Annotated in this window: 29 protein-coding genes; 23 read left to right on the forward strand and 6 right to left on the reverse strand. The window is 61.3% G+C overall.

The genetic code is table 11. The features are described 5' to 3' along the window. Nucleotides 1-76 precede the first annotated feature (76 nt). The 5 genes from JL39_RS20100 to JL39_RS20120 all read left to right on the forward strand — a co-directional run bounded on the left by JL39_RS20100 (nucleotide 77) and on the right by JL39_RS20120 (nucleotide 5,255). Nucleotides 77-1,699, forward strand: coding sequence for an ABC-F family ATP-binding cassette domain-containing protein (locus tag JL39_RS20100; RefSeq protein WP_037154774.1), 1,623 nt, complete (start codon nucleotides 77-79; stop codon nucleotides 1,697-1,699). 923 nt (nucleotides 1,700-2,622) lie between these two features. Next, complete coding sequence (locus JL39_RS20105) at nucleotides 2,623-4,122, forward strand: FAD-dependent oxidoreductase (RefSeq protein ID WP_244446930.1); 1,500 nt, start codon at nucleotides 2,623-2,625, stop codon at nucleotides 4,120-4,122. 56 nt (nucleotides 4,123-4,178) lie between these two features. Continuing rightward, entirely contained in the window at nucleotides 4,179-4,364 is a 186-nt protein-coding gene (locus JL39_RS20110; RefSeq protein ID WP_037154776.1) for a hypothetical protein, read from the forward strand. 258 nt (nucleotides 4,365-4,622) lie between these two features. Further along, a complete protein-coding gene (locus JL39_RS32200; protein WP_200883984.1) occupies nucleotides 4,623-4,784 on the forward strand; it encodes a hypothetical protein in 162 nt (53 codons plus the stop codon). A gap of 261 nt (nucleotides 4,785-5,045) precedes the next feature. Next, a complete protein-coding gene (locus JL39_RS20120) occupies nucleotides 5,046-5,255 on the forward strand; it encodes a hypothetical protein (protein ID WP_037154781.1) in 210 nt (69 codons plus the stop codon). Between the two features lie 78 nt (nucleotides 5,256-5,333). Here the strand turns inward: JL39_RS20120 and JL39_RS20125 are convergent, their stop codons facing one another. Beyond that, nucleotides 5,334-5,675: a hypothetical protein gene (locus JL39_RS20125; RefSeq protein WP_037154783.1), complete on the reverse strand. Its 342-nt coding sequence runs from the start codon at nucleotides 5,673-5,675 to the stop codon at nucleotides 5,334-5,336. 375 nt (nucleotides 5,676-6,050) lie between these two features. Here JL39_RS20125 and JL39_RS20130 point away from each other — a divergent pair, with 375 nt between their 5' ends. Next, entirely contained in the window at nucleotides 6,051-6,449 is a 399-nt protein-coding gene (locus JL39_RS20130) for a hypothetical protein (protein ID WP_037154786.1), read from the forward strand. Between the two features lie 62 nt (nucleotides 6,450-6,511). Here JL39_RS20130 and JL39_RS20135 read toward each other — a convergent pair whose 3' ends face one another. From JL39_RS20135 to JL39_RS20145, 3 genes are all read right to left on the reverse strand, one after another. Further along, nucleotides 6,512-7,141, reverse strand: coding sequence for a glutathione S-transferase family protein (locus JL39_RS20135; protein ID WP_037154789.1), 630 nt, complete (start codon nucleotides 7,139-7,141; stop codon nucleotides 6,512-6,514). Between the two features lie 67 nt (nucleotides 7,142-7,208). Beyond that, nucleotides 7,209-7,655, reverse strand: coding sequence for a GNAT family N-acetyltransferase (locus JL39_RS20140; RefSeq protein ID WP_037154791.1), 447 nt, complete (start codon nucleotides 7,653-7,655; stop codon nucleotides 7,209-7,211). Nucleotides 7,656-7,724: 69 nt separating this feature from the next. After that, entirely contained in the window at nucleotides 7,725-8,939 is a 1,215-nt protein-coding gene (locus JL39_RS20145; RefSeq protein WP_037154794.1) for an NADP-dependent isocitrate dehydrogenase, read from the reverse strand. Nucleotides 8,940-9,166: 227 nt separating this feature from the next. Here JL39_RS20145 and JL39_RS20150 point away from each other — a divergent pair, with 227 nt between their 5' ends. The 12 genes from JL39_RS20150 (at nucleotide 9,167) to JL39_RS20205 (ending at nucleotide 16,929) form a co-directional block, all read left to right on the forward strand. After that, the gene (locus JL39_RS20150; protein ID WP_037154797.1) at nucleotides 9,167-9,697 is read left to right on the forward strand and encodes a hypothetical protein; all 531 of its coding nucleotides are present in this window, start codon (nucleotides 9,167-9,169) and stop codon (nucleotides 9,695-9,697) included. Nucleotides 9,698-9,786: 89 nt separating this feature from the next. Continuing rightward, entirely contained in the window at nucleotides 9,787-10,617 is an 831-nt protein-coding gene (locus tag JL39_RS20155; protein WP_037154801.1) for an RNA methyltransferase, read from the forward strand. Continuing rightward, the gene (gene murI / locus JL39_RS20160) at nucleotides 10,598-11,398 is read left to right on the forward strand and encodes a glutamate racemase (protein ID WP_037154804.1); all 801 of its coding nucleotides are present in this window, start codon (nucleotides 10,598-10,600) and stop codon (nucleotides 11,396-11,398) included. Before JL39_RS20155 ends, murI begins: the two co-directional genes overlap by 20 nt. A gap of 369 nt (nucleotides 11,399-11,767) precedes the next feature. Then, nucleotides 11,768-12,004 carry a DUF1127 domain-containing protein gene (locus JL39_RS20165; protein ID WP_037154807.1) on the forward strand — a complete coding sequence of 79 codons (237 nt, stop codon included), beginning with the start codon at nucleotides 11,768-11,770 and terminating at the stop codon, nucleotides 12,002-12,004. Nucleotides 12,005-12,065: 61 nt separating this feature from the next. Continuing rightward, on the forward strand, nucleotides 12,066-12,509 hold the full coding sequence (locus JL39_RS20170; RefSeq protein WP_037154809.1) for a GNAT family N-acetyltransferase: 444 nt from the start codon (nucleotides 12,066-12,068) through the stop codon (nucleotides 12,507-12,509). Nucleotides 12,510-12,548: 39 nt separating this feature from the next. Continuing rightward, a complete protein-coding gene (locus JL39_RS20175; RefSeq protein ID WP_037154812.1) occupies nucleotides 12,549-12,827 on the forward strand; it encodes a type II toxin-antitoxin system RelE/ParE family toxin in 279 nt (92 codons plus the stop codon). Between the two features lie 11 nt (nucleotides 12,828-12,838). Next, nucleotides 12,839-13,126 carry a HigA family addiction module antitoxin gene (locus tag JL39_RS20180; protein WP_037154815.1) on the forward strand — a complete coding sequence of 96 codons (288 nt, stop codon included), beginning with the start codon at nucleotides 12,839-12,841 and terminating at the stop codon, nucleotides 13,124-13,126. 73 nt (nucleotides 13,127-13,199) lie between these two features. Then, nucleotides 13,200-13,838, forward strand: a complete 639-nt coding sequence (locus JL39_RS20185; protein WP_037154819.1) for a LysE family translocator — start codon at nucleotides 13,200-13,202, stop codon at nucleotides 13,836-13,838. Between the two features lie 22 nt (nucleotides 13,839-13,860). Next, on the forward strand, nucleotides 13,861-14,232 hold the full coding sequence (locus JL39_RS20190) for a GFA family protein (protein WP_037154822.1): 372 nt from the start codon (nucleotides 13,861-13,863) through the stop codon (nucleotides 14,230-14,232). A gap of 9 nt (nucleotides 14,233-14,241) precedes the next feature. After that, a complete protein-coding gene (locus tag JL39_RS20195; protein WP_037154824.1) occupies nucleotides 14,242-14,874 on the forward strand; it encodes a LysE family translocator in 633 nt (210 codons plus the stop codon). 11 nt (nucleotides 14,875-14,885) lie between these two features. Further along, nucleotides 14,886-15,293: a VOC family protein gene (locus tag JL39_RS20200; protein ID WP_037154829.1), complete on the forward strand. Its 408-nt coding sequence runs from the start codon at nucleotides 14,886-14,888 to the stop codon at nucleotides 15,291-15,293. 118 nt (nucleotides 15,294-15,411) lie between these two features. Next, nucleotides 15,412-16,929, forward strand: coding sequence for an ATP-binding protein (locus tag JL39_RS20205; RefSeq protein ID WP_037154832.1), 1,518 nt, complete (start codon nucleotides 15,412-15,414; stop codon nucleotides 16,927-16,929). A 3-nt stretch (nucleotides 16,930-16,932) separates the two neighbouring features. Here the strand turns inward: JL39_RS20205 and JL39_RS31125 are convergent, their stop codons facing one another. After that, a complete protein-coding gene (locus JL39_RS31125; protein ID WP_081952913.1) occupies nucleotides 16,933-17,178 on the reverse strand; it encodes a DUF982 domain-containing protein in 246 nt (81 codons plus the stop codon). Between the two features lie 300 nt (nucleotides 17,179-17,478). On the opposite strand from JL39_RS31125, the gene rpsD reads away from it, so the two are divergent. Then, entirely contained in the window at nucleotides 17,479-18,096 is a 618-nt protein-coding gene (rpsD, locus tag JL39_RS20215) for a 30S ribosomal protein S4 (RefSeq protein ID WP_037154837.1), read from the forward strand. Nucleotides 18,097-18,156: 60 nt separating this feature from the next. Here the strand turns inward: rpsD and sthA are convergent, their stop codons facing one another. Continuing rightward, nucleotides 18,157-19,653, reverse strand: coding sequence for a Si-specific NAD(P)(+) transhydrogenase (gene sthA, locus JL39_RS20220; protein WP_037154840.1), 1,497 nt, complete (start codon nucleotides 19,651-19,653; stop codon nucleotides 18,157-18,159). 215 nt (nucleotides 19,654-19,868) lie between these two features. Between sthA and JL39_RS20225 the strand changes: the two genes are divergently transcribed. The 4 genes from JL39_RS20225 to JL39_RS20240 all read left to right on the forward strand — a co-directional run bounded on the left by JL39_RS20225 (nucleotide 19,869) and on the right by JL39_RS20240 (nucleotide 24,111). After that, entirely contained in the window at nucleotides 19,869-20,630 is a 762-nt protein-coding gene (locus JL39_RS20225) for a FadR/GntR family transcriptional regulator (RefSeq protein WP_037154843.1), read from the forward strand. A gap of 67 nt (nucleotides 20,631-20,697) precedes the next feature. Further along, entirely contained in the window at nucleotides 20,698-22,209 is a 1,512-nt protein-coding gene (locus JL39_RS20230; RefSeq protein WP_037154846.1) for an ABC transporter substrate-binding protein, read from the forward strand. 82 nt (nucleotides 22,210-22,291) lie between these two features. Further along, entirely contained in the window at nucleotides 22,292-23,239 is a 948-nt protein-coding gene (locus tag JL39_RS20235; RefSeq protein ID WP_037154849.1) for an ABC transporter permease, read from the forward strand. Continuing rightward, nucleotides 23,236-24,111 (forward strand): ABC transporter permease, encoded by an 876-nt coding sequence (locus JL39_RS20240; protein ID WP_037154851.1) that lies wholly within the window; start codon nucleotides 23,236-23,238, stop codon nucleotides 24,109-24,111. The genes JL39_RS20235 and JL39_RS20240 overlap by 4 nt, the downstream gene beginning before the upstream one ends. Nucleotides 24,112-24,118: the final 7 nt, after the last annotated feature.

Consider the following 24,118-nt stretch of genomic DNA (forward strand, 5'->3'; position numbering starts at 1 on the left):
CGTACGCACGGTGGTGTGGGAGGAGGGATGCCGTAAGGCCCCTCCTACCCGATCCATGAACGATTGAAGTCCTCCCATGATCCGCATCGAAAACATCAGCAAGTCGAACAGCCACCGCATTCTCTATATCGAAGCCTCCGCGGCGCTGAACCGTGGCGAAAAGATCGGCCTCGTCGGTCCGAACGGCGCCGGCAAGACGACGCTTTTCCGGATGATCACCGGGCAGGAGCTGCCGGATGAAGGGCAGATCGCGACGGAGAAGAACATCACCATCGGCTATTTCAGTCAGGACGTCGGCGAGATGGCGGGCGTGAGCGCGGTAACCGAGGTGATGGAAGGGGCCGGTCCCGTGAGTGTCGTCGCCGCCGAGTTGCGCGAACTCGAGTCAGCCATGGTCGATCCGGATCGCATGGACGAGATGGAGGCCGTCATCGAGCGTTACGGTGAGGTGCAGGCCCGTTACGAGGAACTCGATGGTTACGGGCTGGAAGGCCGCGCCCGCGAGGTGCTGGCCGGGTTGAGCTTCACCGAGGAGATGATGGATGGCGATGTCGGCAAGCTTTCGGGCGGATGGAAGATGCGCGTGGCGCTCGCCCGCATTCTGCTCATGCGCCCCGATGTCATGCTGCTCGACGAACCGTCGAACCATCTCGATCTCGAAAGCCTGATCTGGCTCGAAGATTTCCTGAAGGGTTATGACGGCGCGCTGCTGATGACCTCGCACGACCGCGAGTTCATGAACCGTATCGTCAACAAGATCATCGAGATCGATGCGGGGTCGCTCACCAGCTATTCCGGCGACTACGGCTTTTACGAGCAGCAGCGGGCCCAGAACGAAAAGCAGCAGCAGGCGCAGTTCGAGCGCCAGCAGGCGATGCTCGCCAAGGAGATCAAGTTCATCGAGCGCTTCAAGGCGCGCGCCAGTCACGCCGCGCAGGTGCAGAGCCGGGTGAAGAAGCTCGACAAGATCGAGCGCGTTGAACCGCCCAGGCGCCGACAGTCGGTCGCCTTCGAATTCCAGCCGGCGCCGCGCTCCGGCGAGGACGTGGTGAACCTCAAGAACGTTCACAAGGCTTACGGCAGTCGTTCGATCTATGAGGGGCTGGACTTCATGGTGCGGCGCAAGGAGCGCTGGTGCATCATGGGCATCAACGGCGCGGGCAAGTCGACGCTGCTGAAGCTGGTCGCCGGCACCGCCCAGCCCGACCAGGGCAGCGTGACGGTCGGCGCCAGCGTCAAGATGGGCTATTTCGCCCAGCATGCCATGGATCTGCTCGACGGTGACCTCACCGTTTTCGAATGGCTGGAAGCCGAGTTTCCGCGCGCCGGGCAGGGAGCCTTGCGCACGCTCGCTGGCTGCTTCGGCTTTTCCGGCGACGACGTGGAGAAGAAATGCCGGGTTCTCTCCGGCGGCGAGAAGGCGCGCCTGGTGATGGCCGCCATGCTCTTCGATCCGCCCAATTTCCTGGTCCTCGACGAGCCGACCAACCACCTCGACCTCGATACCAAGGAAATGCTGATCAGGGCGCTGTCGGAATACGAAGGGACGATGCTGTTCGTCAGCCACGACCGGCATTTTCTCGCCGAACTTTCCAATCGCGTGCTTGAACTGACGCCCGACGGCATTCACCGTTATGACGGCGGCTATACCGAGTATGTCGAGCGGACGGGTTATGAGGCTCCGGGGTTGCGGAGTTGATCGGCGGTTTGCTGAGGTGAGGGCGTGCCGCGTCCACCCCCCTTCGGGCCTGCCAAACACAGGGGGAGATAGGGTGCCTCGCCGAGGCTTTTCCAACATTTTCGCCCACGCGCAGCTTCCTGCCGTGGTTTTCAAAGAGCAATCCGGAGAAGCGCACGCGAATGCGGAACCTCATTGGAATTGTATAAATTGGCTCCGCATTCGCGTGGCCTTCGGCGTTCTCTCGGGGCTTCCGGCCCCTACAGGTGATCATCTCGCCTCGCTGCGTGGCTTCATTCGCGGTCTCCTTTCGGGAAACCTTGCCACTTGCACGGCTATACCGAACCGGACATGGCTGCCCGGGGGAGGCTTGATAGGAGAGCATGCCTTTCGGCACGCGCTCCATGGCTTTCACCTCTTCCACCTTTCCCGCACGTTACGGGTCCGATGGAAGCGCCGGCTCCCGCCTGCCCGCGAACGTCTCGCGAAACACTCCGGCAACGGAAGCGGAGAGATTGTAGGCATAGGTTCGGAGGGCGGGGAAAATCGGAGGCTATTTTTTCTGCCGATTTCCGCCAAGGCTTTGATTTGCCTCACCTCCCTCTGGCCTGCCGGCTATCTCCCCCTCAAGGGGGGAGATCACAAGCGGCATGACCTTCCCGTCCCATTACCTCCCGCCAGCCAGCATGGTTGCTTGTTTTGGGGAAGCTGATGCGCCAAGCCGATCTCCCCCTTTGAGGGGGAGATGGCCGGCAGGCCAGAGGGGGGTGAGGTTGGTGCACAAGTTAGCTTGGGTCTAGAACGATGGGCGGCACTTCTTCATCTATCGTGAATCGAGAAAGCTCTATCGGCATATTGGTGTCTTTTCGAGGCTGCCTTTCCCTGGCTAAATTTCGCTTCGGCTCGCTCGGGAGCGGCGGCCGGCGGAGATGAGGGAGGATGCCATGGATGAGCGGAACGTATCGGTGAAGGAGATACGCCAGAGCGAAAACCGCTTCCTGAGCTCTGACATCTTTGAATCGGGACAGTATGTTTTCCCCCGTCGCAACGGCGAGGGAGTTCTGAGGGAAGAAGCGCGCGACATCCCCCTCTATCATCGCTGTGATGTGCTGGTCGTAGGCGGCGGACCATCCGGAACCGCGGCCGCACTTGCCGCGGCCAGAACCGGGGCGGAGGTCGTGGTCCTGGAGCGCTACAATCATCTCGGAGGGCTTTCCACGGGCGGCGTCGTGATCTGGATCGACCGGATGACCGATTGGGAAGGGCGGCAGGTCATTCGCGGATTTGCCGAGGAGGTGATCGGCCGGCTTCCTCCTGAGGCCGTGGCCGGCCCGGACAGGACGCTTTGGGGCGTGCGGGACCCTGATCTTGCGAAATACTGGCGGCTCCGCACATCCGCCTTTCACGGCATCGTCACCTGGGCCCCGACCATTGATCCCGAGAGACTGAAGCTGACCTCACAGGAAATGCTGATCGAGGCGGGGGTGCGGATTGTCTTCCATTCCTGGGCAGCGATGCCGGTCGTGCAGGATGGCGCCGTTGAGGGCGTGATCTTCGAAAGCAAGGAGGGTCGCCAGGCGATCATGGCCAAGGTCGTGGTGGACTGTACCGGTGACGGCGACATCTTTGCCCGCGCGGGAGCAAGCTTCGAGGCCGACATCGAGGAAGGCGACGTCCATCACTCGATGAATACGGGCTTCATGCTGGGCGGCGTGGACATGGAGACATGGCTGACTTTCCGCGGAACGGAAGAGCAGGCATTCGCGGATTTCAACACGTTGGGACGCGAGCAGCTCGGGTTCTTTCAGACGCCCTACGTTTCCTGGCGCAACGACATCGCGCTTTTCCTGGGCCCCCGGCAATCGGGCCTCTCGGCGCTCAACGTGGACGACATGACCGAGGTCGAAATCCGCTCGCATCGGTTCATGCAGTCGCATTGCGAATTCTTCCGGAAGCATGCGCCGGGTTTCAAGGACGCCTACATGCTCTTGAGCGCGCCGCAACTCGGCGTCCGGCACACGAGGCGTCTGGCGGGTGTCGGGCGGATCGAGCGCAGCCAGTGGGGGAGCGGCGCGATCCAACCCGACGAGGTGGGCGTCAGCCCCTCGGTTTCGCCGAAGTTTCCGGTCCTTTCCGTGCCTTACGGAGCTCTTGTGCCTCTGAGGCTGAACGGATTGCTGGCCGCCGGGCGTCACATCTCCTGCGATGCGAACAGTCATGGTTTCATGCGGGAAATTCCCCAATGCTGGCTGACGGGGCAGGCGGCGGGAGCGGCGGCCGGCATTGCGGCAAACCGCGGTGTGACGCCGCGGGATGTCGAGATTGCGGAGTTGCAATCGACCTTGCGCGCTCAAGGCGCTTTTGTCCGCGATGCAGTCGATTGCCATTCCTCAGAAGACAGAAATAGAGATAAAGATGGATCCTTGCCGGTGCAGAGCGATTGAACGGTTCGCACCACGAACGGGGCATTACGGAAAACCCCGCCCCTTGGGAGGATAAGATGAACAATCAGGGCCTATGGCTAAAAGTCACGCGGTCCGACGGCGTGAACCTTCTGGTCAACTTTGATCAGGTGGTTGCAATCCTACCGCACGAGGATGGTCAGTTTACCAAACTGGTGACAGCAGCAGGCGATATCCCGATCAAGGAGAATATCGACTACATTCAGGCGCATATCTCGATCTGACGGTCGCCATTGCAGCGCTTGTGTCGCGACCATTTCGGATTCTGCGCCGGCTTCGGACGTTGCTCACGACCGATAGCCGGTCCATGCTGCCGCTGACATCAGCCAAGCGAGGGAGGAGATGAGCGTCGAAACAGCGGAATACCGGCGGCGAATTCGAAGAGGAGCTGCCGTTACCTCCAAAAAGCCGCTCATCAGTCCACACTCTCGCCACAGTCGGCCATGATTGTTCCACCGATCGTTTCGTGAGGGGAGGAACCCATGAGCAGAAACGCCATCATCGGCATCATCGTGGTCATCGTCGTCATCCTGCTGGCCCTTTTCCTGTGGCCGAGTTCCACCACGCCGCCGGCGGGGACCGGGACGGGGACGGAGACAGCCCCAACCACGCCTGCGCCGACGACGCCTGCTCCCTCAAACTGAGCGGCTTCCTGGAAATCGGATAATACAGCCCGGGCCATGCTTGCCGCGCCGGGGTTCCAGCCGGCGCTTTTGAGCAAGAGCACCGGTTCCTGCGGTTGCTTGCAGCATGCCGGCGCCTGCATCCGGCTTGGGTGACGCGCTCAGGCGCGAACCCCTTCGACCGCCGGGGCAGGCGGCTGTCTGGCGTCCCGGCGAAATCCGGTGGCGGAACTTTTGTCGGCATTTCCGGTTATCTGCTCCAAGACATGCCGGAGCAGAAACATGCCCGCTCTGATCAGTTACATCCTCATTCGAGTGTCGATCGGCTTCGCGCTGGGCGCTGCCACCGCAGTCGCCGTACTGACGCAGTCGCTATCCGGTTCGATCCTTTCCATCGGGCTCCTGGAGATATGGCTGACGATCTACGGCTTCGGCTCGGTTTTCGGGCTCGGCTATCTTGCGACATCTCTGGCGTTCGATGCCGAAGAATAGTGCCGGCTGATGAAAGCTTTTCCGACAACAAAAACCCCGCACGAGGCGGGGTTGTGAGCAGGTCGACGCGGACGCTTGTCACCTGGCAGTGATGGTATAGGAGCCCATCTCGCAAAGGTCCTGCGCGTCTTCGAGGTCTTCGAAATCGGAGTCCTCGGTGAATTCGAAACGCATGTCGTATTTGCAGACCGCGCGGCCATCGGCGATAGTGATCTCGATGCTCTCGCCCGGGCCGAGTACATCATCGCCAAAAACATCCTCTTCCCACTCGTCGATGCCGACTGGCGATGTATAGAAGCGCTCGAGCGTCCCTTTCGTCTTGTTCGTCAGCGTGAAGACGAGGTCTTCGGCCTGCGAAGCACTGGCCGATATGAAGATAGCTGCGAGAGCGCCCGCAGTGGCATAGATAAACTTTGTCACGGATAAATCCCCTCAGCCCGGAATCGGGCGAGGTCTTCCTAACATAATCTATTCAGGCGGCAATGCGTGGCCGCATTCATCATGAATCTTAAATGTGTATTCGCGGATTAGCCGTCGTTTACAGGCTGACCGGCCGCGAAGCAGCGCCAGCGGTAGTAATCGGCGTGTTGTTTTGTCGGCCACGCGAGGTCCGCTTCCCGAAAAGCATTCGATATATTGGCAGGAGATCCGGCGCGCTTCCCGGAATGGAGCCTTCTATACCGCTTGTGCAGCAATCTGGCGGCCGGGAGGGTGGGATGGAACTTTGTTATGCTCCCGTTCATTTTGCCGACACTAAATTGGAACTCGGTTTTGAGCCCAGCTTGGGAGGAACACATGAAAGCGAAACAATTGACTTTGCTGGCGGGCATGTCCGTCCTGCTTGTAGGTTTGGGCGTCCTGCCCGGACCGGCAGTCGCCCAGGTCGTGCAATTCGACTTCGGCGATGGCGACGTTCGCATCGTCAGACCGGACGACGACAGGCGATATTACCGCCGTGATGAGTGGCGCGACAACCGGCGGTACGAGCGCAGATATGGCGAATATGGTCGGCCAGGCTGCAGCCCCCGTCAGGCTCTGGCCGCGGCTTCGAGATATCTGGACGATCCGCGTATCAGGTCGGTGCACCGCCGATATTATGAAATCGACGGGTACGGCAAGAGGGGCGGTAATCGTGGCCGTCCTGACGGCGTCCGAATCTCTACGGCCCCTGATTGCGAGCGCTCCAGGCCTTAGAAAGGCACCAAGGCAGCCCTTGCTTGTCGGAGATCCGATTGAAATCGGGTATTCCGGCAGTATCACCCTGCATTTTGCAGTTCGGCCGCCGCGGCATTGTCTTTTTCATTGGCGCGCCGGCAAGCTTCTCTCGAAGCGAGCCGCCCGAAATACTCCTCGAAGGCCGGACGTTTTTCGATCGTACCGAACTGCAGGCCCCATCCGATCTGGGCACCGACATAGACGTCGGCGGCGCTGAACACATCTCCAGCGATATAGGGGTTCGCCTGCACTGCCTTTTCGAGCGCGTCCATCACGTCGGCATAGCTGCCATAACCGATCATGCGCTCGCGCTCGGGCGGCACCTCGAAGCCGAGCGCCCGGTTGCTGACGGCTGCTTCCAGCGGGCCTGCCCCGAAGAAGAGCCAGCGGTAATAATCGGCGCGCCGGTCGGTCGGGGGCGCAAGGCCCGCTTCGGGAAAGGCATCGGCGAGATAGGCGCAGATTGCCGCACATTCTGTCACGACCTTGCCGTTGTGAACGATCGTCGGCACCTTGCCCATCGGGTTGACGGTCTTGTAGGCGTCGCCCTTCATCGTCGTGCCGAATTGAAGGATCTCGGTGCGGTAGGGAGCGCCGACTTCCTCCAGCATCCAGCGGGCGATGCGGCCGCGCGACATCGGGTTGGTGTAAAGTATCAGCTCATCCGTCATGACGTCCTCCTCTTGCTCTTTCCCTCAGTGCTAAAATCCGGATGTTGCGGAATCAAGACAGATGCGCTCACAGCGGCTTGCGATACTGGATGAAACCGGAATTCTGCGCGACGCGGTCGTAAAGCCTGCGGGCGGTGGCGTTGCTCTCATGGGTCAGCCAGTAAAGCCGGCCGGCCTTGTTCTGCCGCGCCAGCTCGGCAGCAGCGTCGATCAGCGCTTCGCCGGTGCCTTTGCCGCGCTCGCTCATCGCAACATAGAGGTCCTGCAGATAACACGTCCAGTCCGGCAGCCAGCAGGAGCGGTGGAAGATCACGTGCGCGATGCCGACCATTTTTCCGCTCTCGTCGAAGGCGCCGAAACCATGCATCGGCTCGGCGGGATCAAGCAGCCGGCTCCAGGTGAGATCGTACTGCTCCTTCGGCAGCACGGTTTCGTAGAAGCGCAGGTAAGCCTCCCAGAGCGGCTCCCATTGGGAGCGGTCGGAGGGTTCAAGCGGGCGGACGGTGGTTGTCATGGCTGATTCCCCAAAAGAAAACGGCAGAACTTGCGTCCTGCCGTTCGATGTCTAGCCGATTTTTTGGGCTTACGCAGCCATGGCTTTCTGGAGGTTCTCGTCGATCTTGTCGAGGAAGGCGGTGGTGGAGAGCCACGGCTGGTCCGGCCCGATGAGGAGCGCGAGATCCTTGGTCATGAAGCCCGACTCGACGGTTGCGACGCAGACTTCTTCGAGCGTCTGGGCGAACCTGGCGAGTTCGGCATTGGCGTCCAGCTTGGCGCGGTGTGCGAGGCCGCGGGTCCAGGCGAAGATCGAGGCGATCGAGTTCGTCGAGGTTTCCTGGCCCTTCTGGTGCTGGCGGTAGTGGCGGGTGACCGTGCCGTGGGCTGCTTCGGCTTCGACCGTCTTGCCGTCCGGGGTGAGCAGCACCGAGGTCATCAGGCCGAGCGAGCCGAAGCCCTGCGCGACCGTGTCGGACTGGACGTCGCCGTCATAGTTCTTGCAGGCCCAGACATAGCCGCCGGACCACTTGAGCGCCGAGGCGACCATGTCATCGATCAGGCGGTGCTCGTAGGTGATGCCGACCTTGTCGAACTCAGCCTTGAACTCGGTCTGGTAGACTTCTTCGAAAATATCCTTGAAGCGGCCGTCATAGGCTTTCAGGATGGTGTTTTTGGTGGAGAGATAGACCGGCCACTTGCGCATCAGGCCGTACATCATAGAGGCGCGGGCGAATTCGCGGATCGATTCGTCGAGGTTGTACATGGCCATGGCCACGCCGGCACCCGGCGCGTTGAAGACTTCCTTCTCGATGACCTGGCCGTCCTCACCGACAAACTTGATGGTCAGCTTGCCCTTGCCGGGGAACTTGAAGTCGGTGGCGCGATACTGGTCGCCGAAGGCGTGGCGGCCGACGACGATCGGCTTGGTCCAGCCCGGAACGAGGCGCGGCACGTTCTTGCAGATGATCGGCTCGCGGAAGATGACGCCGCCGAGGATGTTGCGGATCGTGCCGTTCGGGCTCTTCCACATTTCCTTGAGGTTGAATTCCTTCACGCGGGCTTCGTCCGGCGTGATCGTGGCGCACTTGATGCCGACGCCGTGCTTCTTGATGGCGTTGGCGGCGTCGATCGTGACCTGGTCGTTGGTGGCGTCGCGGTTCTCAACCGAGAGGTCGTAATATTCGATGTCGAGATCGAGATAGGGCAGGATCAGCTTGTCCTTGATGAGCTGCCAGATGATGCGGGTCATCTCGTCGCCGTCGAGATCGACGACAGGGTTTGCTACCTTGATCTTTTGCATGGAATTCCTCTTGAGACTAAGGGGGACCGTTGATCCCGACGGGTGGACACCAGTGGGGTGCGCTATAGCATCGCCGGGCCGGAACGCAAAGGCATTCGGCTCGCCGCGCGCGGGTTTTCGCGCGAGAAATCACCGTGTCTTCGCGTTCGCGAAGGATTGCCCTTGCCAAACCACAAACCCGGTTTAATGTCCGCCGGAATCCCTCTCGAACAAATCGGATCATCGCCATGCGGACCTTGCCGCTCGCCATCGTCTTTTCGCTGACCTCCACCTTCGCCATGGCGACTGACGCCGCCGATCCGATCAAGGAGGTGATGAAGGTCACCGAGGACAACTGGAACACCGTCGACAGCGAATGGAAATACATCTTCGATCCGGACCCGCTGGCGCGGCTGTTCAGCAGGAAATTTCAGGGCGCCTATGCGGAAGCCGCCAAGCATCCGGCCTATGAGACCGAGAACAACCAGCCGGGCGATCCCTTCGGCTACGACGTCATCACCAGTTCGCAGGACGGCTGTCCGCTCAAGGATATCACCATGAACTCCGCGCCGGGCGCCAACGGATCAACGGACGTGACGGTCACCTTCAAGATGTGGACCTGTGTCGACGAACCGGAGGTGAAGGACAGCGTCAGCGAAGTGCATTTCGACGTGGTCGAGGAGGATGGCAAGCCGGTCATCGACGATATCCATCGCGTTGCTGACGGCGAGCGGGATTCTCTCATCGAGGAAATGCAGTCGATCGCCAAGGGCGAATGAGGCTTCGACAGCGGCTAACAGCTTTCACCCCCCTTGCCGATCCGGGCTGCGCTGGTTATTTCCGCGCGGACAATCATCGGAAAGGGACCATGTCAGGCACGAACAGCGAGCGCGAACTGATTGCCGAGGGGCCGGCGGTTGTCCTGGTGGAGCCACAGCTTGGCGAAAATATCGGCATGGTGGCGCGCGCCATGGCCAATTTCGGGCTCGCCGAACTGCGCCTTGTCAACCCGCGCGACGGCTGGCCGAACGAGAAGGCGCGCTCCGCCGCATCGAAGGCAGACCATGTCATCGACGGGACCAAGGTCTATGAGACGCTTGAGGAGGCGATCGGCGACCTGAATTTCGTCTATGCCACGACCGCGCGGGAGCGCTACGGCTTCAAGCCGGTACGCTCGCCGGTGGTCGCGGCCGAGACATTGCGGGCGAAATTCCGGGCCGGCGAAAAGACCGGCATCCTTTTCGGCCGCGAGCGCTGGGGCCTTACCAACGAGGAGGTGGCGCTGGCCGACGAGATCGTCACCTTTCCGGTCAATCCAGCCTTTGCGTCGCTCAACATCGCGCAGGCCGTGCTGCTGATGTCCTATGAGTGGATGAAGTCGGGCATGGAGGACCTGTCCGAAACTCTCTTCCAGCCGGTCGAACAGCGGCCTTCCACAAAGGAACAGATCTTCGGCCTGTTCGAACATCTGGAAGAGGCGCTCGACGCCCGCAACTATTTTCATCCGCCCGCGAAAAAGCCCAAAATGATCGACAATCTCCGCGCCGTCATCTCGCGGCGGGATTTCACGGAACAGGAGATCAGCGTGTTCCGGGGCGTCATCAATTCGCTCGACCGCTTTCCGCGCAGATGGCCGAAACAGCAGGCGAAGGCCGGCGAGCCGGGGGAGCAGACGGGGAATGACGGGGACGCGGAATGAATTGAAGCCGGTGCTGATGTTCGATTCGGGCATCGGCGGGCTGACCGTGCTGCGTGAGGCGCGTGTGCTGATGCCGGAGCGCGGCTTCATCTACGTGGCCGACGATGCGGGCTTTCCCTATGGGGGCTGGGAGGAGCCGGCGCTGAAGGAGCGCATTCTCACCCTCTTCGAAAAGCTCCTGAAGGACTATGATCCCGAAGTCTGCGTCATCGCCTGCAACACGGCGTTTACGCTGGCCGGCGCGGACCTTCGCGAAAAATTCCCGGACATGACGTTCGTCGGCACGGTGCCGGCGATCAAGCCGGCGGCGGAACGTACCCGTTCCGGGCTTGTCTCGGTGCTCGCCACGCCGGGTACGGTCAAGCGCGCCTATACGCGCGACCTCATCCAGTCCTTCGCGACGCAATGCCACGTCCGGCTCGTGGGTTCTGAAAACCTGGCCCGCATGGCGGAAGCCTATATCCGCGGCGAGACGATCTCCGACGAAGCGGTGATGGCGGAAATCGCTCCCTGCTTCATCGAAAAGGACGGCAGGAAGACCGATATCGTCGTGCTCGCCTGCACCCACTATCCCTTCATGGCCAATGTCTTCCGGCGGCTGGCTCCCTGGCCGGTCGACTGGCTCGATCCGGCAGAGGCGATCGCAAGACAGGCGCGACGGAAAGTACTGCTCATCGATGGCGCCGAGCATCCGGACAATTCCGACTTCGCCGTCTTCACTTCCGGCAATCCGGATTTCGCGACCCGGCGGCTGATGCAGGGGTTCGGCTTGCGGGCGTAAACGTGCCCGGTTGGTGTTGCTTTCTCGCAACAAATTTGCGAGATTTTTGCAATTCGCGATTGTATGCTTGCCGAGCGCCGGCGCTCGTGTATCATGGACGCCATCCGCAATTCGAACTAGGAGGCGTGCAATGAAATCGATTACCGTGTTTGTACGCCTGTTCGGCGGAGCGACCCTCGCGGGGTCGAGCCTTGGCGTGTCCATGCCGGCCGGAATCTGCTTCCGGGCCTGATAATACGCCTGTAATCCGCCTTTCGGCGTTTCCCAAATGAACTGACGTGACCGGCCGACGGGGTTTCCGCGTCTGCCCGACTGCGTCTTTCCCTTCGAGAGGACCTGGCTGCGTGACTGCGCCGGGACGGAAAACCTATGTATAAATCACAATCTTTAGTTGCTGATGCGCTGTCGGCGACGGTCGATGAACTGTACCGGGAACATGGCGTCTGGAAGACGGCGCATGCGCTGGTGATGGCCGCCTGGAGGCGTCGCCGGATGAAGAATCATATCTCCGATCTGTCGAACCGCATGCGCCGCGATATCGGCGTGCCTGAAAGCGAAGACGCGCCCGGGGAAGCCAGGCGTTCCTTCTGGGATGTCCGGCTTTGAGAGAAACTGTCGTTCAGCTTCGGCGGTGTGCCCGCCGAAGCTGCTTTCGGCTGGAGGTACAATGACGCTAATCATTCGCAAGCTCACCCTTGCCGACATGCCGGCCGCCGCGCGTGTGCATCGTGCCGCCTTCGACGAGCGGCTGCCCTGGCTCGCCGGCCTGCATACGCCCGAGGAAGATCGCGACTATTGGACTGGCCATCTTCTTCCGGCCTGCGAAATATGGGGCGCCGAGCGGGACGGGACCTTGCTCGGCGTCAACGCTTTTCGCGAGGATTGGATCGACCAGCTTTATATTCTGCCGGAAGCGCAGGGGCAGGGGATCGGCTCGGCGCTTCTGGAGATCGCCAAGGGAGCCTGTCCCGAGCTTTTTCTCTGGACTTTTCAGCGCAACACGCTTGCCCGCCGCTTCTATGAGCGGCACGGCTTTGTGGCCGTGAAGGAAACCGACGGTGCGGCGAACGAGGAGAAGGAGCCGGACGTGCTCTATCGGTGGGTACGCTAGAAGACTTGTATCGCGTTAAGATACACGATACATTGAATCATGATAGTCAGCTTTCGGCATAAAGGACTCGAAGCCTTCTACCATTCGGGTACGACGAAGGGCATTCAGGCGGCCCATGCCGCCAAGTTAGGACGTATCCTGGGCTTGCTCGATGCCGCTGCTGGTCCGGCAGACCTGAATCTGCCCGGCTTCAAGCTTCACCCGCTTAAGGGAGACCTGAAAGGACAATGGTCCATTTGGGTCAATGGAAATTGGCGAGTGACGTTTCGATTTGTTGGCGTCGACATCGAACTGGTCGACTATCAGGATTATCACTGAAGGAGCTTGTGATGATGAAATTTCCGCCGCACCCTGGCGAACTGCTCCGTGAGGATGTCCTTTTGCCGCTTGATCTGTCGGTGACGGAAGCGGCCAAGCGCCTCGGCATGTCCCGGGTCGCTCTGTCGCGAGTGCTCCACGGTCGGGCTGCTGTCAGTCCCGATCTCGCCGTGCGTCTGGAGCGGGCTGGTGTCAGCACCGCTCGGGCGTGGTTGTCCATGCAGGCCAATTATGATCTGGCGCAGGCACTGATGCGAGAGCAGCCGCCGGTCAGGCCGATCGGCGACGAGGCCGCCTGATCCCAACAAAACACTGCTTGCAAAGCGCAAAATTCGATGGCTTGCTCGCTTTCTCATCGAGAGGATTTTTTGCATGTCGCTTGAACACTGGCTCGCCTTCGTCGCCGCTTCGTCTGTCCTGCTCGCCATCCCTGGCCCGACGATCCTGCTTGTCATTTCCTATGCGCTCAGCCACGGCCGCAATGTCGCCTCGGCGACGGTGGCAGGGGTCGCGCTCGGCGATTTCACCGCGATGACGGCTTCGATGCTCGGCCTCGGCGCGCTGCTTGCGACGTCCGCGGCGCTCTTCACGGTGCTGAAATGGGCGGGGGCCGCTTATCTCATCTATCTCGGCATCAAGCTCTGGCGTGCTCCGGTCTCCGAACGTGCGGCCGATATGGAAGAGGCTGAGGCGCCATCGGCAAAACCTTTCCGCATCTTCCTGCATGCCTATGCGGTGACGGCGCTGAACCCGAAGAGCATCGTCTTCTTCGTGGCTTTCCTGCCGCAGTTCCTGGATCTGACCCAGCCGCTCTTTATGCAGATGGCGATTTTCGAGGTCACGTTCCTGACGCTCGCGACGCTCAACGCCACCCTTTACGGCCTGCTGGCCGCCCTGGCGCGCAATCAGATCCGCAAGCCGAAGATCCAGAGGATCGTCAACCGCACAGGCGGATCGCTGATGATCGGCGCAGGCCTCCTGTCGATCGGCTTCAAGCGCGCCGCCGCCTGAGGAAATCTGGGAGGAGTATCCGATGCTGACCGGACGTTGCCATTGCGGCGGGACCGTTTTCGAAATCGACGGCGAGCTGCCGCAGGCGCTCACCCGCTGCACCTGTTCCCTTTGCTCCAGGCGCGGCACGCTTTACGCCTATTACGAGCCGAAGCAGGTTCGCGTGAAAGCGGATCCCGCAAGCGACAGCGTCTACCGCTGGAATACGAAGCTGGTGGCGCACCATTTCTGCGGCATCTGTGGTTGCACGACCTATAGCGATAGCCCGGATTTCCAGATGGACGGCACCTGGGACGGCAAGACGCGCCGCTTCGGGGTGAACGCGCGTCTGTTCGACGATTTCGACGCCGAGGAGTGGCCGCATACGGTCATCGACGGCAAGAATCTCTGGTAGGAGGGAGAGATGAGTGAAGTGACCTTGCTCGCATTCGCGATCGTCGCCTTCATTGGTATCGCAACGCCCGGACCGACCGTGCTGCTGGCGCTCACAAACGGCTCGCGCTACGGCCTCGGCCGCGCGCTTTCCGGCATGGCGGGTGCCATGCTCTCGGATTTCGTGCTGATCGGTGCGGTAGCGCTCGGTCTCGGCGCGCTGCTTGCCGCCTCGGAATTCTGGTTCACGATCGTCAAATGGCTGGGAGCGGCCTATCTCACCTTCCTTGGTATCATGCTTTTGCGGTCGAAGGGGTCGCTTGACGTTACGGAAGGTACTGCAGCGTCAGGCTCGGGGTCTGCAAGGTCGATTTTCCTGAAAAGCTTTCTCGTCGCTGTCACCAATCCCAAGGGGTATCTCTTTTTCTCGGCCTTCCTGCCGCAGTTCATTACATCGGATGCACCGCAGGTTCCGCAATATGCCATTCTCGCCATCGTTTTTGCTCTGATCGACTTTATGGTCATGTTCGCCTATGCGCTGCTCGGGTCACGGGCCGTGCATCTGCTGAAGCGGAAAGGTGCGCTCTGGCTGGACCGTGCCTGCGGCGGCGCACTTCTGGCGCTTGCCGGTTCGCTTGCGTTCTACCGTCGAGCCGCATCCTGAGGGAGAATATGATGGTAAGCACGACCAAATCCGTCCGGCCTTTCCTGATGTTCCAGGGCAATAAATGCGAGGAAGCAATCACTTTCTACACCTCGGTTCTGCCGGAAAGCCGGGTAGTCGACATCAAGCATTACGGACCAGGCGAGATGGGAGCGGAAGGCAGCGTGTTTCGCGCCACCTTCGAGCTTGCCGGCCAGAAAGTCGACTGCATCGACAGTCCGGTCAGGCACGCCTTCGATTTCACGCCGTCCTTTTCGTTCTTCGTGGAATGCGGGACGGCGGAGGAACTTGAGCGGCTGGCTGGAGCTCTGGGGGAAGGCGGGTCCTTTCTGATGCCGATCGACAATTACGGCTTCAGCAAAAAGTTCTGCTGGCTGAATGACCGCTTCGGCGTTTCCTGGCAGATCAATGTCGAGTAGCTGCAAAGCCCTGTGCATTTTCGCTATTGCCCGGCGAAACGAATCCCGATCTCTGTTAAGGCTCAAGAGTCGCGGTCCAGTGAGGAGCCGCGAAGAGACGGCATAAGAGGAAAGTGCATTGCAAGTCGGCATCGATATGGGAATTGTGTCCGGGGGCGATCCGGCCAAGCTCGATATCGAGGAGCTTCTGGCCACCCGCCTGCTCGTGCAGGGCAATTCCGGCTCAGGTAAGTCGCATCTCCTGCGGCGCCTGCTCGAACAATCCGCCCAATGGGTGCAGCAGGTAGTGATCGATCCGGAAGGCGACTTCGTCACTCTTTCCGACAGGTTCGGCCACGTCGTGGTCGATGGAGAACGCACCGAAGCCGAACTTGCCGGTATTGCCAACCGCATCCGCCAGCACCGGGTTTCCTGCGTGCTGACGCTCGAAGGCCTCGACCTCGAGGAGCAGATGCGGGCGGCCGCCGCTTTCCTGAACGGCATGTTCGATGCCGACCGGGAATTCTGGTATCCGGTGCTCGTCGTTGTGGACGAGGCGCAGATGTTTGCGCCTTCCGTCGGCGGCGATGTCTCCGAAGATGCGCGAAAACTCTCCCTCGGTGCGATGACCAACCTCATGTGCCGCGGCCGCAAGCGGGGGCTCGCCGGTGTCATCGCCACCCAGCGCCTTGCGAAGCTTGCCAAGAATGTTGCAGCGGAAGCTTCGAACTTCCTGATGGGCCGCACCTTCCTCGATATCGACATGGCGCGCGCCGCCGACCTTCTGGGCATGGACCGCCGCCAGGCTGAAATGTTCCGGGATTTGAAGCGCGGCAATTTCGTCGCCCTCGGCCCGGCGCTCTCGCGGCGGCCGCTGCCGATCGTGATCGGCGCGGTCGAAACGTCGGCCCGCTCGTCGAGCCCGAAGCTGATGCCGCTGCCGGACGCGCCGCAGGACGTCGAGGATCTGATCTTCACGCCCGACCCGGAAGAATTTGTCCGGCCGATCGTGGTGCGCCGGGCAACGCCTGCGCCGCGCCCGACGACGGATATCCTTGCCGAACTTTCCCGCTCCATGCCGGCCGCTTCGTCCGCGCCGCAGGAGCCGCGCGCCCCCCAGCAGGAGATATCGCCGGAGGAGCGCGAGGAACGGCTTTCCGCCGTGCTCTCGGAAATCCTCGACGATCCGCAATCGGGTTACCGGACCGATTCGGTGCTCTACCAGGATTTCCTGGTGCGCGCCCGCATGCGGCGTCTGCCAGGGCCACCGCTGTCGCTTTCGGAATTCCGCCGCCGTGCGGCGATCGCCCGCTCGGGCGTCGATGCCGAGACCGCCGCGGGCGAGGCCTGGGCCACGGCGGTGTCCCTGTCTGCCGGTGTTTCCGACGACCTGCAGGGCGTATTCCTGATGATGGCGAAGGCGGCGATTACGGGCGAGCCATGCCCGTCGGATGCCCGGATCGCACGGGCCTACGGCACCCATTCGGCCCGCCGTGCGCGGCGTCTGCTCGGTTACTTCGAGGAGCAGGGTCTGATCGTCGTCCACACGGATTTTTCGGGAAAACGCGTCGTCGCCTTCCCGGATCTGCAGGCGGAAACTGCACCCGGCAACGCCGATGCGGCGGACGAGGGCGAAGCGAGAGCCGCAGCCGAATAGATCTTACTGAATGTGGAAATGCGCTTCCACGGCAGCGGCGATGAAGGCTCGGCGCGCTTCCGTGGGATCGGATTTCCCCTTCAGGGCATCGTCGCAGGCCTGTTCGGCCCGATGATGCTGGCTGCCGTGATAGGCCGGCCAGAAGCGGTCGAGCACGGTCTTTGCCTGTCGCACAGTCTTGACAGTGCGGATGATGCCGGTTTCGGGATCCTCGACTCTCAGCGGGCTGGTCCAGTTTGTGCGTCTTATGACACATTACCTCCCTCAAATATGAGATGGGTTGAATATTCGAAGAGTCAAACCGATCTTGGAAACAGCTTGCTGAGAGGTTAAGGAACCGTTGCTGTTGACATTTCCATGACATCCGCCTAAAGACCCCGCCAGCACCGGGTGGCAACGCCCGGTGTTTCATTTGACATGTCCCGTGGTTGTCTCCGATCGCTTTCGTGAGAAACCTGTCAGAGCTTCTCGATCGAGGCTCAGAGGAGGGCGTGTTTCCTTGATCCGGTTTGGTAACAAACCGGTGTAACCTGTTGAGAAGGAAATGCGATGAGCAAGCGCGAATCGTCCAAGTACAAAATTGACCGCCGTATGGGCGAAAATATCTGGGGCCGTCCGAAGTCCCCAGTCAACCGCCGCGAATACGGCCCGGGCCAGCACGGCCAGCGCCGCAAGGGCAAGCTTTCCGACTTCGGCGTGCAGCTGCGCGCCAAGCAGAAGCTGAAGGGCTATTACGGCGACACCCGCGAGAAGCAGTTCCGCGCGACCTATGATGAAGCCAACCGCCGCAAGGGCGACACGTCCGAGAACCTGATCGGCCTCCTGGAATCGCGCCTCGACGCCATCGTCTACCGCGCCAAGTTCGTGCCGACGGTTTTCGCGGCCCGCCAGTTCGTCAACCACGGCCATGTGACCGTCAACGGCGTTCGCGTCAACATCGGCTCCTACCGTTGCAAGGCCGGTGACGTGATCGAAGTCCGCCAGAAGTCGAAGCAGCTCGTTTCGGTTCTGGAAGCGGTAAGCCTCGCTGAGCGCGACGTTCCGGACTATATCGAAGCCGACCACAACAAGATGACGGCAACCTTCGTCCGCGTTCCGAGCCTTTCCGACGTGCCGTATCCGGTCATCATGGAACCGCATCTGGTCGTCGAATTCTATTCGCGTTGATCCTGACGAAAATGGCCTCGGAAGGGGCCATTTTCATATCGAGGCTCCGGGAAAGCCGCTTCATTTCGAGGCGGCTTTTTTCTTTTCGGTCGTTGCGGTTTCGGCCCCCGTCACGGTCGTTGCCGTGTCGAGTGGCTGGGCGGTTGCGATCGGTGCTTCCTTCGGCAGTTCGCCCATGCGGTTCCAGGCGTCGAGGCCGGCGATCTTGTAGGCTTCGGCGAGCGTGGGATAGTTGAACGTGTTCTCGACGAAATATTCCACCGTGCCTTTGAGGTTTAGTACGGCCTGGCCGATATGGACGAGCTCGGTGGCGCCTTCGCCGACGATGTGGACGCCCAGCAGGCGGCGAGTCTTCAGCGAGAAGATGAGCTTCAGAAGTCCGGTGTCGAGGCCCATGATATGGCCGCGCGAGGTTTCGCGGAAACGGGCGATGCCGCATTCGTAAGGGATGCCGCGCTCCTTCATCTCCTCTTCGGTCAAGCCGCAGGTGGAGATTTCCGGCACCGCATAGATGCCGTAGGGGAAATATTTCTGCGGCTCCTTGGCGATCGCGCCAACGGCGACACGGGCGGCGATACGCCCCTGTTCCATCGAGGTCGAGGCAAGGCTCGGGAAGCCGACGACGTCGCCGGCCGCATAGATGCCGGAAACGTTGGTTTCAAAAGTCTCGGGGTTCACCCTCAAACGTCCGCGGCTGTCGGCTTCCAGGCCGGCGGCAGCGAGATTCAGAGTGTCGGTGGCGCCCATGCGGCCCGCGGCGAAAAGCACCATGTCGGTGACGATGCGGCGGCCGCTGTCGACCGTCACCGAGACCTTGCCGTCGGGCAGGCGCTCCACCTTCTCGGCTTTCTGGCCGAGCAGGAGCTTCATGTTGCGGTCGCGGAGCTGATAGGTGAAGTCCTCGACGATCTCCTTGTCGATGAAGTCGAGCATGGTCGATTTGGGATCGATGACCGTGACGGCGGTATCGAGCGCGCTGAAGATCGTCGCATATTCAATGCCGATGACGCCCGCGCCAATCACCACCATGGACCGCGGGAGCTCTTCGATTTCCAGAAGCTCGTCGCTGTCGAGAACCGTCTTGCCGTCGAAGGGTATGTAGTCGGGCCGGAAGGGCCGCGTGCCGACGGCCAGCAGTATCGACTTGCCGGTGACGTGCATGATATCGCCGTCGTCCTTGACGATGGCCAATGTCTCGTTCGTCGCGAAACTGGCCTTGCCGCGAATGTGCTGGACCCGGTTGCGCGCGAACTGATGCTCCAGGACCTCGACCTCGTGATCGAGCGTGATCAGGAGGCGGCGGCGCAGGTCCTCCGCGCTGATTTCCTCCTTGACGCGATAGGCGCGTCCGTAGAAGCCGCGCTCGCGCCAGCCGGACAGGTTGAGAGCTGTTTCGCGAAGCGTCTTCGACGGAATGGTGCCGGTATGGACGGAGACGCCGCCAACCCGGCGGCCTTGCTCGATGACAAGCACCTTCCTGTCGAGTTTGGCTGCCTGGATGGCCGCCCGGCGGCCTGCCGGACCGCTGCCGACGACGATGAGGTCGTATTGGTTCATGGATTACTCCGCTTCGAAACTCCGGCTGCCGCACTGCGGCAGCGCTCACGATTCCGTTTGTAACCACCTATTCTAAAGTTTTGATTGCGGCGCGTCCAAGCCTCGATTTCGACCTTTCTGCACAAATTTTGTGCACTGCAAAAATTGATGAAAAAGTGTCTTGACTGGGCACGCGAAATGCCATCCACTTGAACCAATCAAGAATTGGTACAAAAATGGTTCAGGGGAAAACGAGCGAGGCTCACGACAATTCGAACTATGCGCTTGATCGCCTGAGGAAGCTTATGGCTGCCGGGGAATTCGGCGCTGAGGGACGTCTGCCGACCGAGCGGGCATTGGCCGAGATGCTCGGGATCAGCCGCCGCGCGGTGCGCCGGGCGCTCGAAGTGCTGGAGGCCGAGGGGTTGATCTGGCGCCGCCAGGGCTCGGGAACGTTCATCGGCGAGCGGCCCGCCCGCTGGAGCGAACATCTCGGCGATCTCGTCGCCGGCACCGATTTCATGGAAATCATGGAAGTCCGGTTGAGGATCGAGCCGCAGCTTTCCCAGCTTGCGGCTATGCGCGCCAAGCCTCGCGATGTGGAGAAGATGCGCGATCTTGCCCGCAAGATCGCCGAGAGCACTGACGCGGATTCGAAGGAACTTTGGGACGGCGCGTTTCACCGCCAGATCGCGCAGGCCGCCGGCAACCAGCTCTTCCTGTCGATTTTCGACCTCATCAACCGTGTTCGCCAGGACGAGGCCTGGCAGGCGATCCGGGAGCGGGCGCGTGCCAGCAACCGCCGACAGGGCGCCATCCATATCCAGCATGCCGGCATCATCGATGCGATCGAGGCACGGGACCCGGCGCGAGCCGGGGAGGCGATGCGCGAACATCTTCTCGGGCTCCAGGAGGTGCTGATCCGTGCGACCTCCGTCGATCACGGGGGCGCGGAGACTGCCCCGGAGGATTTGAAGACAAGGAACGCGATTGCATGAGAAGCCGGCAGCCAAGCCGGACAGCAGAAAAACAGGAACCAGAGAACCAAAAGAGAGGAATGACCATATGAAACGACTTGCCAAGCTGACGACAGCGTTGCTTGCTGGCGCGCTGTTTGCCCTTCCGGCCATGTCCGCCGAACTCCGTATCGGTCTGCAGGACGATGCGGATGTTCTCGACCCGGCCCAGTCCCGCACCTTCGTGGGCCGCATCGTCTACACCGCCATGTGCGACAAGCTGGTCGATGTCTCCCCGGATCTGAAAATCGTTCCGCAGCTTGCGACCGAATGGAATTGGTCCGCCGACGGCAAGGAACTGACGATGAAGATCCGCGAGGGCGTCAAGTTCCATGACGAAACGCCGCTCGATGCGGCCGCCGTGGTCGCCACGATCGAACGCAACATGACGCTGCCCGAATCCCGACGCAAGAGCGAGCTCTCCTCGGTGGAAAAGGTCGAGGCGACCGGCCCGCTGGAAGTCAAGTTTACGCTGAAGGCTCCGGACGTGACGCTGCTCGCCCAGCTTTCCGACCGCGCCGGCATGATCGTTTCGCCGACGGCGGCCAAGGAACTCGGCGCCAACTTCGGTTCCAAGCCTGCCTGCGCCGGCCCGTTCAAATTCGTCGAGCGCGTCCAGCAGGACCGCATCGTACTCGAAAAGTTCGCCGATTACTGGGACAAGGACAAGGTCTTCATCGACAAGGTCACCTACCTTCCGATTCCGGATACGACCGTCCGCCTCGCCAACCTGCGTTCCGGCGACCTCGATTTCATCGAGCGTCTGGCGCCGACGGATGTTGCGTCAGTCAAGGGGGATTCCGGCCTGAAATATGATGCCGTCGTCAACATCGGCTACATGGCGCTTTATGCGAACATCGGCAACGGCCCGCGCGCCGACAATCCGTTCGGCAAGGACAAGCGCCTGCGCCAGGCCTTCTCGCTGGCGATTGATCGCGATGCCCTGACCCAGATCGTCTATGAAGGCACGGCCGTCGGCGGCAACCAGCCTTTCCCGCCGAACAGCCCGTGGTTCAACAAAGCGATTCCGGTCCCGGCGCGCGATGTCGAAAAGGCCAAGGCCTTGATCAAGGAAGCCGGCTTCGACCGTGTGCCGATCGAGATGCAGATTCCGAACAACCCGGTCGCCCAGCAGATGATGCAGATCGTCCAGTCGATGGTGGCGGAAGCCGGTTTCGACGTCAGCCTGAAGTCGACGGAATTTGCGACCCTGCTCGACGAGCAGACCCGTGGCAACTACCAGCTCAGCCGCTCCGACTGGTCCGGCCGCGTCGATCCCGACGGCAACGTCCATCAGTTCGTCACCTGCAAGGGCGGCATCAACGATACCAAATACTGCAACCCGGAAGTCGACAAACTGCTCAACGAGGCGCGTGCTTCGACCGACGATGCGATCCGCAAGGAGAAGTACGACGCGGCGACCGCCATCCTGAACGACGAACTGCCGGTCATCTATCTCGGCCACCAGTCGTGGATCTGGGCTTACAAGAACAGCGTCAGCGGCTTTGTGCCGAGCCCCGACGGGATGATCCGCCTGCAAGGCGTCAAGAAGGAAGGCTGATCTGCCGGTGCCGCGCGGGGATCCCCGTGCGGCATCTTTCCCTCGCACCTTTGAACCGCATACTTCAACAAGGGACGGCATCATGCCTGTCTATATTGGAAAGCGTCTGCTGGTCGCCATCCCGACCCTGCTGATCATCTCCGTCTTCGTCTTTTCGCTGCAGAAGCTCTTGCCCGGCGATCCGATTCTCGCCATGGCCGGGGAGGAGCGTGATCCGGCGGTGATCGAATTCCTGCGCGAGAAATACCATCTGAACGATCCCGTGCCGGTGCAATATGTCCGCTGGCTCGGCGGCATCGTGCAGGGCGATTTCGGCATTTCACTGAGGACCAATCAACCGGTGCTCGAACTCATCCTGCAGAAGTTGCCGGTGACCATTCAGCTTGCTGTCATGTCGATGATCATCGCCTTCTTGATCGGCATACCGACCGGCATCCTGGCCGCCGTCAAGAAGAATACGGCCCTCGACTATATCGCGAACATCTTCGCGCTTTCCGGGCTGTCGATCCCGAATTTCTGGCTCGGAATCATGCTGATCCTGCTGATTTCGGTCAATCTCGGCTGGTTGCCGGCCTCCGGCTACGAGTCGATTTTTGTCGACCCCGTGCGCTCCCTGCAGACCATGATCATGCCGGCCTTTGTGCTCGGCACCGCGCTCGCAGCCCAGCTCATGCGCCACACGCGCTCAGCCATGGTGGGCGTCATGAGCGCGGATTATATCCGCACCGCCCGCGCCAAGGGGCTTTCGCCCCGCGAGGTCGTCCTGAGCCACAGTTTCCGCAATGCGCTGCTTCCCGTCGTCACGCTCTCGGCGCTGCTTTTCGGCGAGTTGCTTGCCGGCGCGGTCCTGACAGAACAGATCTTCACCATTCCGGGTTTCGGCAAGCTGATCGTCGATGCCGTCTTCAACCGCGACTATGCGGTGGTGCAGGGCGTCGTGCTGTGCACGGCCGTCGGCTTCATCCTCATGAATCTCATCGCGGACGTTCTCTACGTTCTGCTCAATCCGCGTCTGAGGGCAACCCTATGACCACGATCGATCAAGTGCCGTCCATAACGGTGGCAAAGCGCGGGGAAAGCCGCGCCTGGCGCAAGATGAAGCGAAACAGAAGTGCGCTCGTCGGCGCGGCAATCGTTCTTTTCTTCGCCATTCTGGCGGTCGCCGCACCGATCCTGCCAATCATCGATCCGATTGCCACAAGCTGGTCGGCGATCCGCAAGGCGCCGTCCGCGGCGTACTGGCTCGGCACCGACGATCTTGGCCGCGATATTCTCTCCCGGATGATCTGGGGTGCGCAGGCATCGCTGATGGCCGGCGTCGTCTCGGTGGCGATCGCCGTCGTGATCGGCGTGCCCTTCGGCCTCGTTTCCGGTTATTTCGGCGGCTGGGTGGATATGGTGATCTCGCGCATCACCGAGGCGCTGCTCGCCATGCCGTTCCTGATCATGGCGATCGCGCTCGCCGCCTTCCTGGGGCCGAGCCTGATGAATGCGATGATCGCCATCGGGCTTTCGGCGATGCCGATCTTCGTGCGGCTGACGCGCGGCCAGGTTCTCGCGGTAAAGACGGAAGACTATGTCGAAGGCGCGCGTGCCGTCGGCCTGAACCATGTGGAGATCATGGTTCGTTACATCCTGCCGAACGTCTTCGCACCGATCATCGTGCAGGCGACGCTGACGGTGGCGACCGCCATCATCGCCGAGGCGAGCCTGTCCTTCCTCGGCCTCGGCCAGCAGCCGCCGGCGCCCTCCTGGGGTTCGATGCTGAACGTCGCCAAGAATTTTCTCACCCAGGCGCCGTGGATGGCGATGTGGCCGGGCGCGGCGATCTTCCTCGTGGTGATCGGCTTCAATCTGCTCGGCGACGGCCTGCGCGACGCGCTCGACCCGCGCGAATCCTGATTTGAAA

It is taken from the genome of Rhizobium sp. YS-1r (genome assembly GCF_000757525.1).
Lineage (GTDB): Bacteria > Pseudomonadota > Alphaproteobacteria > Rhizobiales > Rhizobiaceae > Neorhizobium > Neorhizobium petrolearium.

Excerpts from the sequence above, each read along its gene's own strand:
- JL39_RS20105 (WP_244446930.1), top strand. The coding sequence starts at position 2,623 with ATGGATGAGCGGAACGTATCGGTGAAGGAGATACGCCAGAGCGAAAAC.
- JL39_RS20240 (WP_037154851.1), top strand. The coding sequence starts at position 23,236 with ATGACCACGATCGATCAAGTGCCGTCCATAACGGTGGCAAAGCGCGGG.
- JL39_RS20150 (WP_037154797.1), top strand. The coding sequence starts at position 9,167 with ATGCGGACCTTGCCGCTCGCCATCGTCTTTTCGCTGACCTCCACCTTC.
- JL39_RS20225 (WP_037154843.1), top strand. The coding sequence starts at position 19,869 with ATGGTTCAGGGGAAAACGAGCGAGGCTCACGACAATTCGAACTATGCG.
- rpsD (WP_037154837.1), top strand. The coding sequence starts at position 17,479 with ATGAGCAAGCGCGAATCGTCCAAGTACAAAATTGACCGCCGTATGGGC.
- JL39_RS20100 (WP_037154774.1), top strand. The coding sequence starts at position 77 with ATGATCCGCATCGAAAACATCAGCAAGTCGAACAGCCACCGCATTCTC.
- JL39_RS20185 (WP_037154819.1), top strand. The coding sequence starts at position 13,200 with ATGTCGCTTGAACACTGGCTCGCCTTCGTCGCCGCTTCGTCTGTCCTG.
- JL39_RS20195 (WP_037154824.1), top strand. The coding sequence starts at position 14,242 with ATGAGTGAAGTGACCTTGCTCGCATTCGCGATCGTCGCCTTCATTGGT.
- JL39_RS20155 (WP_037154801.1), top strand. The coding sequence starts at position 9,787 with ATGTCAGGCACGAACAGCGAGCGCGAACTGATTGCCGAGGGGCCGGCG.
- JL39_RS20165 (WP_037154807.1), top strand. The coding sequence starts at position 11,768 with ATGTATAAATCACAATCTTTAGTTGCTGATGCGCTGTCGGCGACGGTC.
- JL39_RS20110 (WP_037154776.1), top strand. The coding sequence starts at position 4,179 with ATGAACAATCAGGGCCTATGGCTAAAAGTCACGCGGTCCGACGGCGTG.
- JL39_RS20190 (WP_037154822.1), top strand. The coding sequence starts at position 13,861 with ATGCTGACCGGACGTTGCCATTGCGGCGGGACCGTTTTCGAAATCGAC.
- JL39_RS20230 (WP_037154846.1), top strand. The coding sequence starts at position 20,698 with ATGAAACGACTTGCCAAGCTGACGACAGCGTTGCTTGCTGGCGCGCTG.
- sthA (WP_037154840.1), bottom strand. The coding sequence starts at position 19,653 with ATGAACCAATACGACCTCATCGTCGTCGGCAGCGGTCCGGCAGGCCGC.
- JL39_RS20235 (WP_037154849.1), top strand. The coding sequence starts at position 22,292 with ATGCCTGTCTATATTGGAAAGCGTCTGCTGGTCGCCATCCCGACCCTG.
- JL39_RS20200 (WP_037154829.1), top strand. The coding sequence starts at position 14,886 with ATGGTAAGCACGACCAAATCCGTCCGGCCTTTCCTGATGTTCCAGGGC.
- JL39_RS20120 (WP_037154781.1), top strand. The coding sequence starts at position 5,046 with ATGCCCGCTCTGATCAGTTACATCCTCATTCGAGTGTCGATCGGCTTC.
- JL39_RS20180 (WP_037154815.1), top strand. The coding sequence starts at position 12,839 with ATGATGAAATTTCCGCCGCACCCTGGCGAACTGCTCCGTGAGGATGTC.
- JL39_RS20130 (WP_037154786.1), top strand. The coding sequence starts at position 6,051 with ATGAAAGCGAAACAATTGACTTTGCTGGCGGGCATGTCCGTCCTGCTT.
- JL39_RS20170 (WP_037154809.1), top strand. The coding sequence starts at position 12,066 with ATGACGCTAATCATTCGCAAGCTCACCCTTGCCGACATGCCGGCCGCC.
- JL39_RS20140 (WP_037154791.1), bottom strand. The coding sequence starts at position 7,655 with ATGACAACCACCGTCCGCCCGCTTGAACCCTCCGACCGCTCCCAATGG.
- murI (WP_037154804.1), top strand. The coding sequence starts at position 10,598 with ATGACGGGGACGCGGAATGAATTGAAGCCGGTGCTGATGTTCGATTCG.
- JL39_RS20145 (WP_037154794.1), bottom strand. The coding sequence starts at position 8,939 with ATGCAAAAGATCAAGGTAGCAAACCCTGTCGTCGATCTCGACGGCGAC.
- JL39_RS20135 (WP_037154789.1), bottom strand. The coding sequence starts at position 7,141 with ATGACGGATGAGCTGATACTTTACACCAACCCGATGTCGCGCGGCCGC.
- JL39_RS32200 (WP_200883984.1), top strand. The coding sequence starts at position 4,623 with ATGAGCAGAAACGCCATCATCGGCATCATCGTGGTCATCGTCGTCATC.
- JL39_RS20175 (WP_037154812.1), top strand. The coding sequence starts at position 12,549 with ATGATAGTCAGCTTTCGGCATAAAGGACTCGAAGCCTTCTACCATTCG.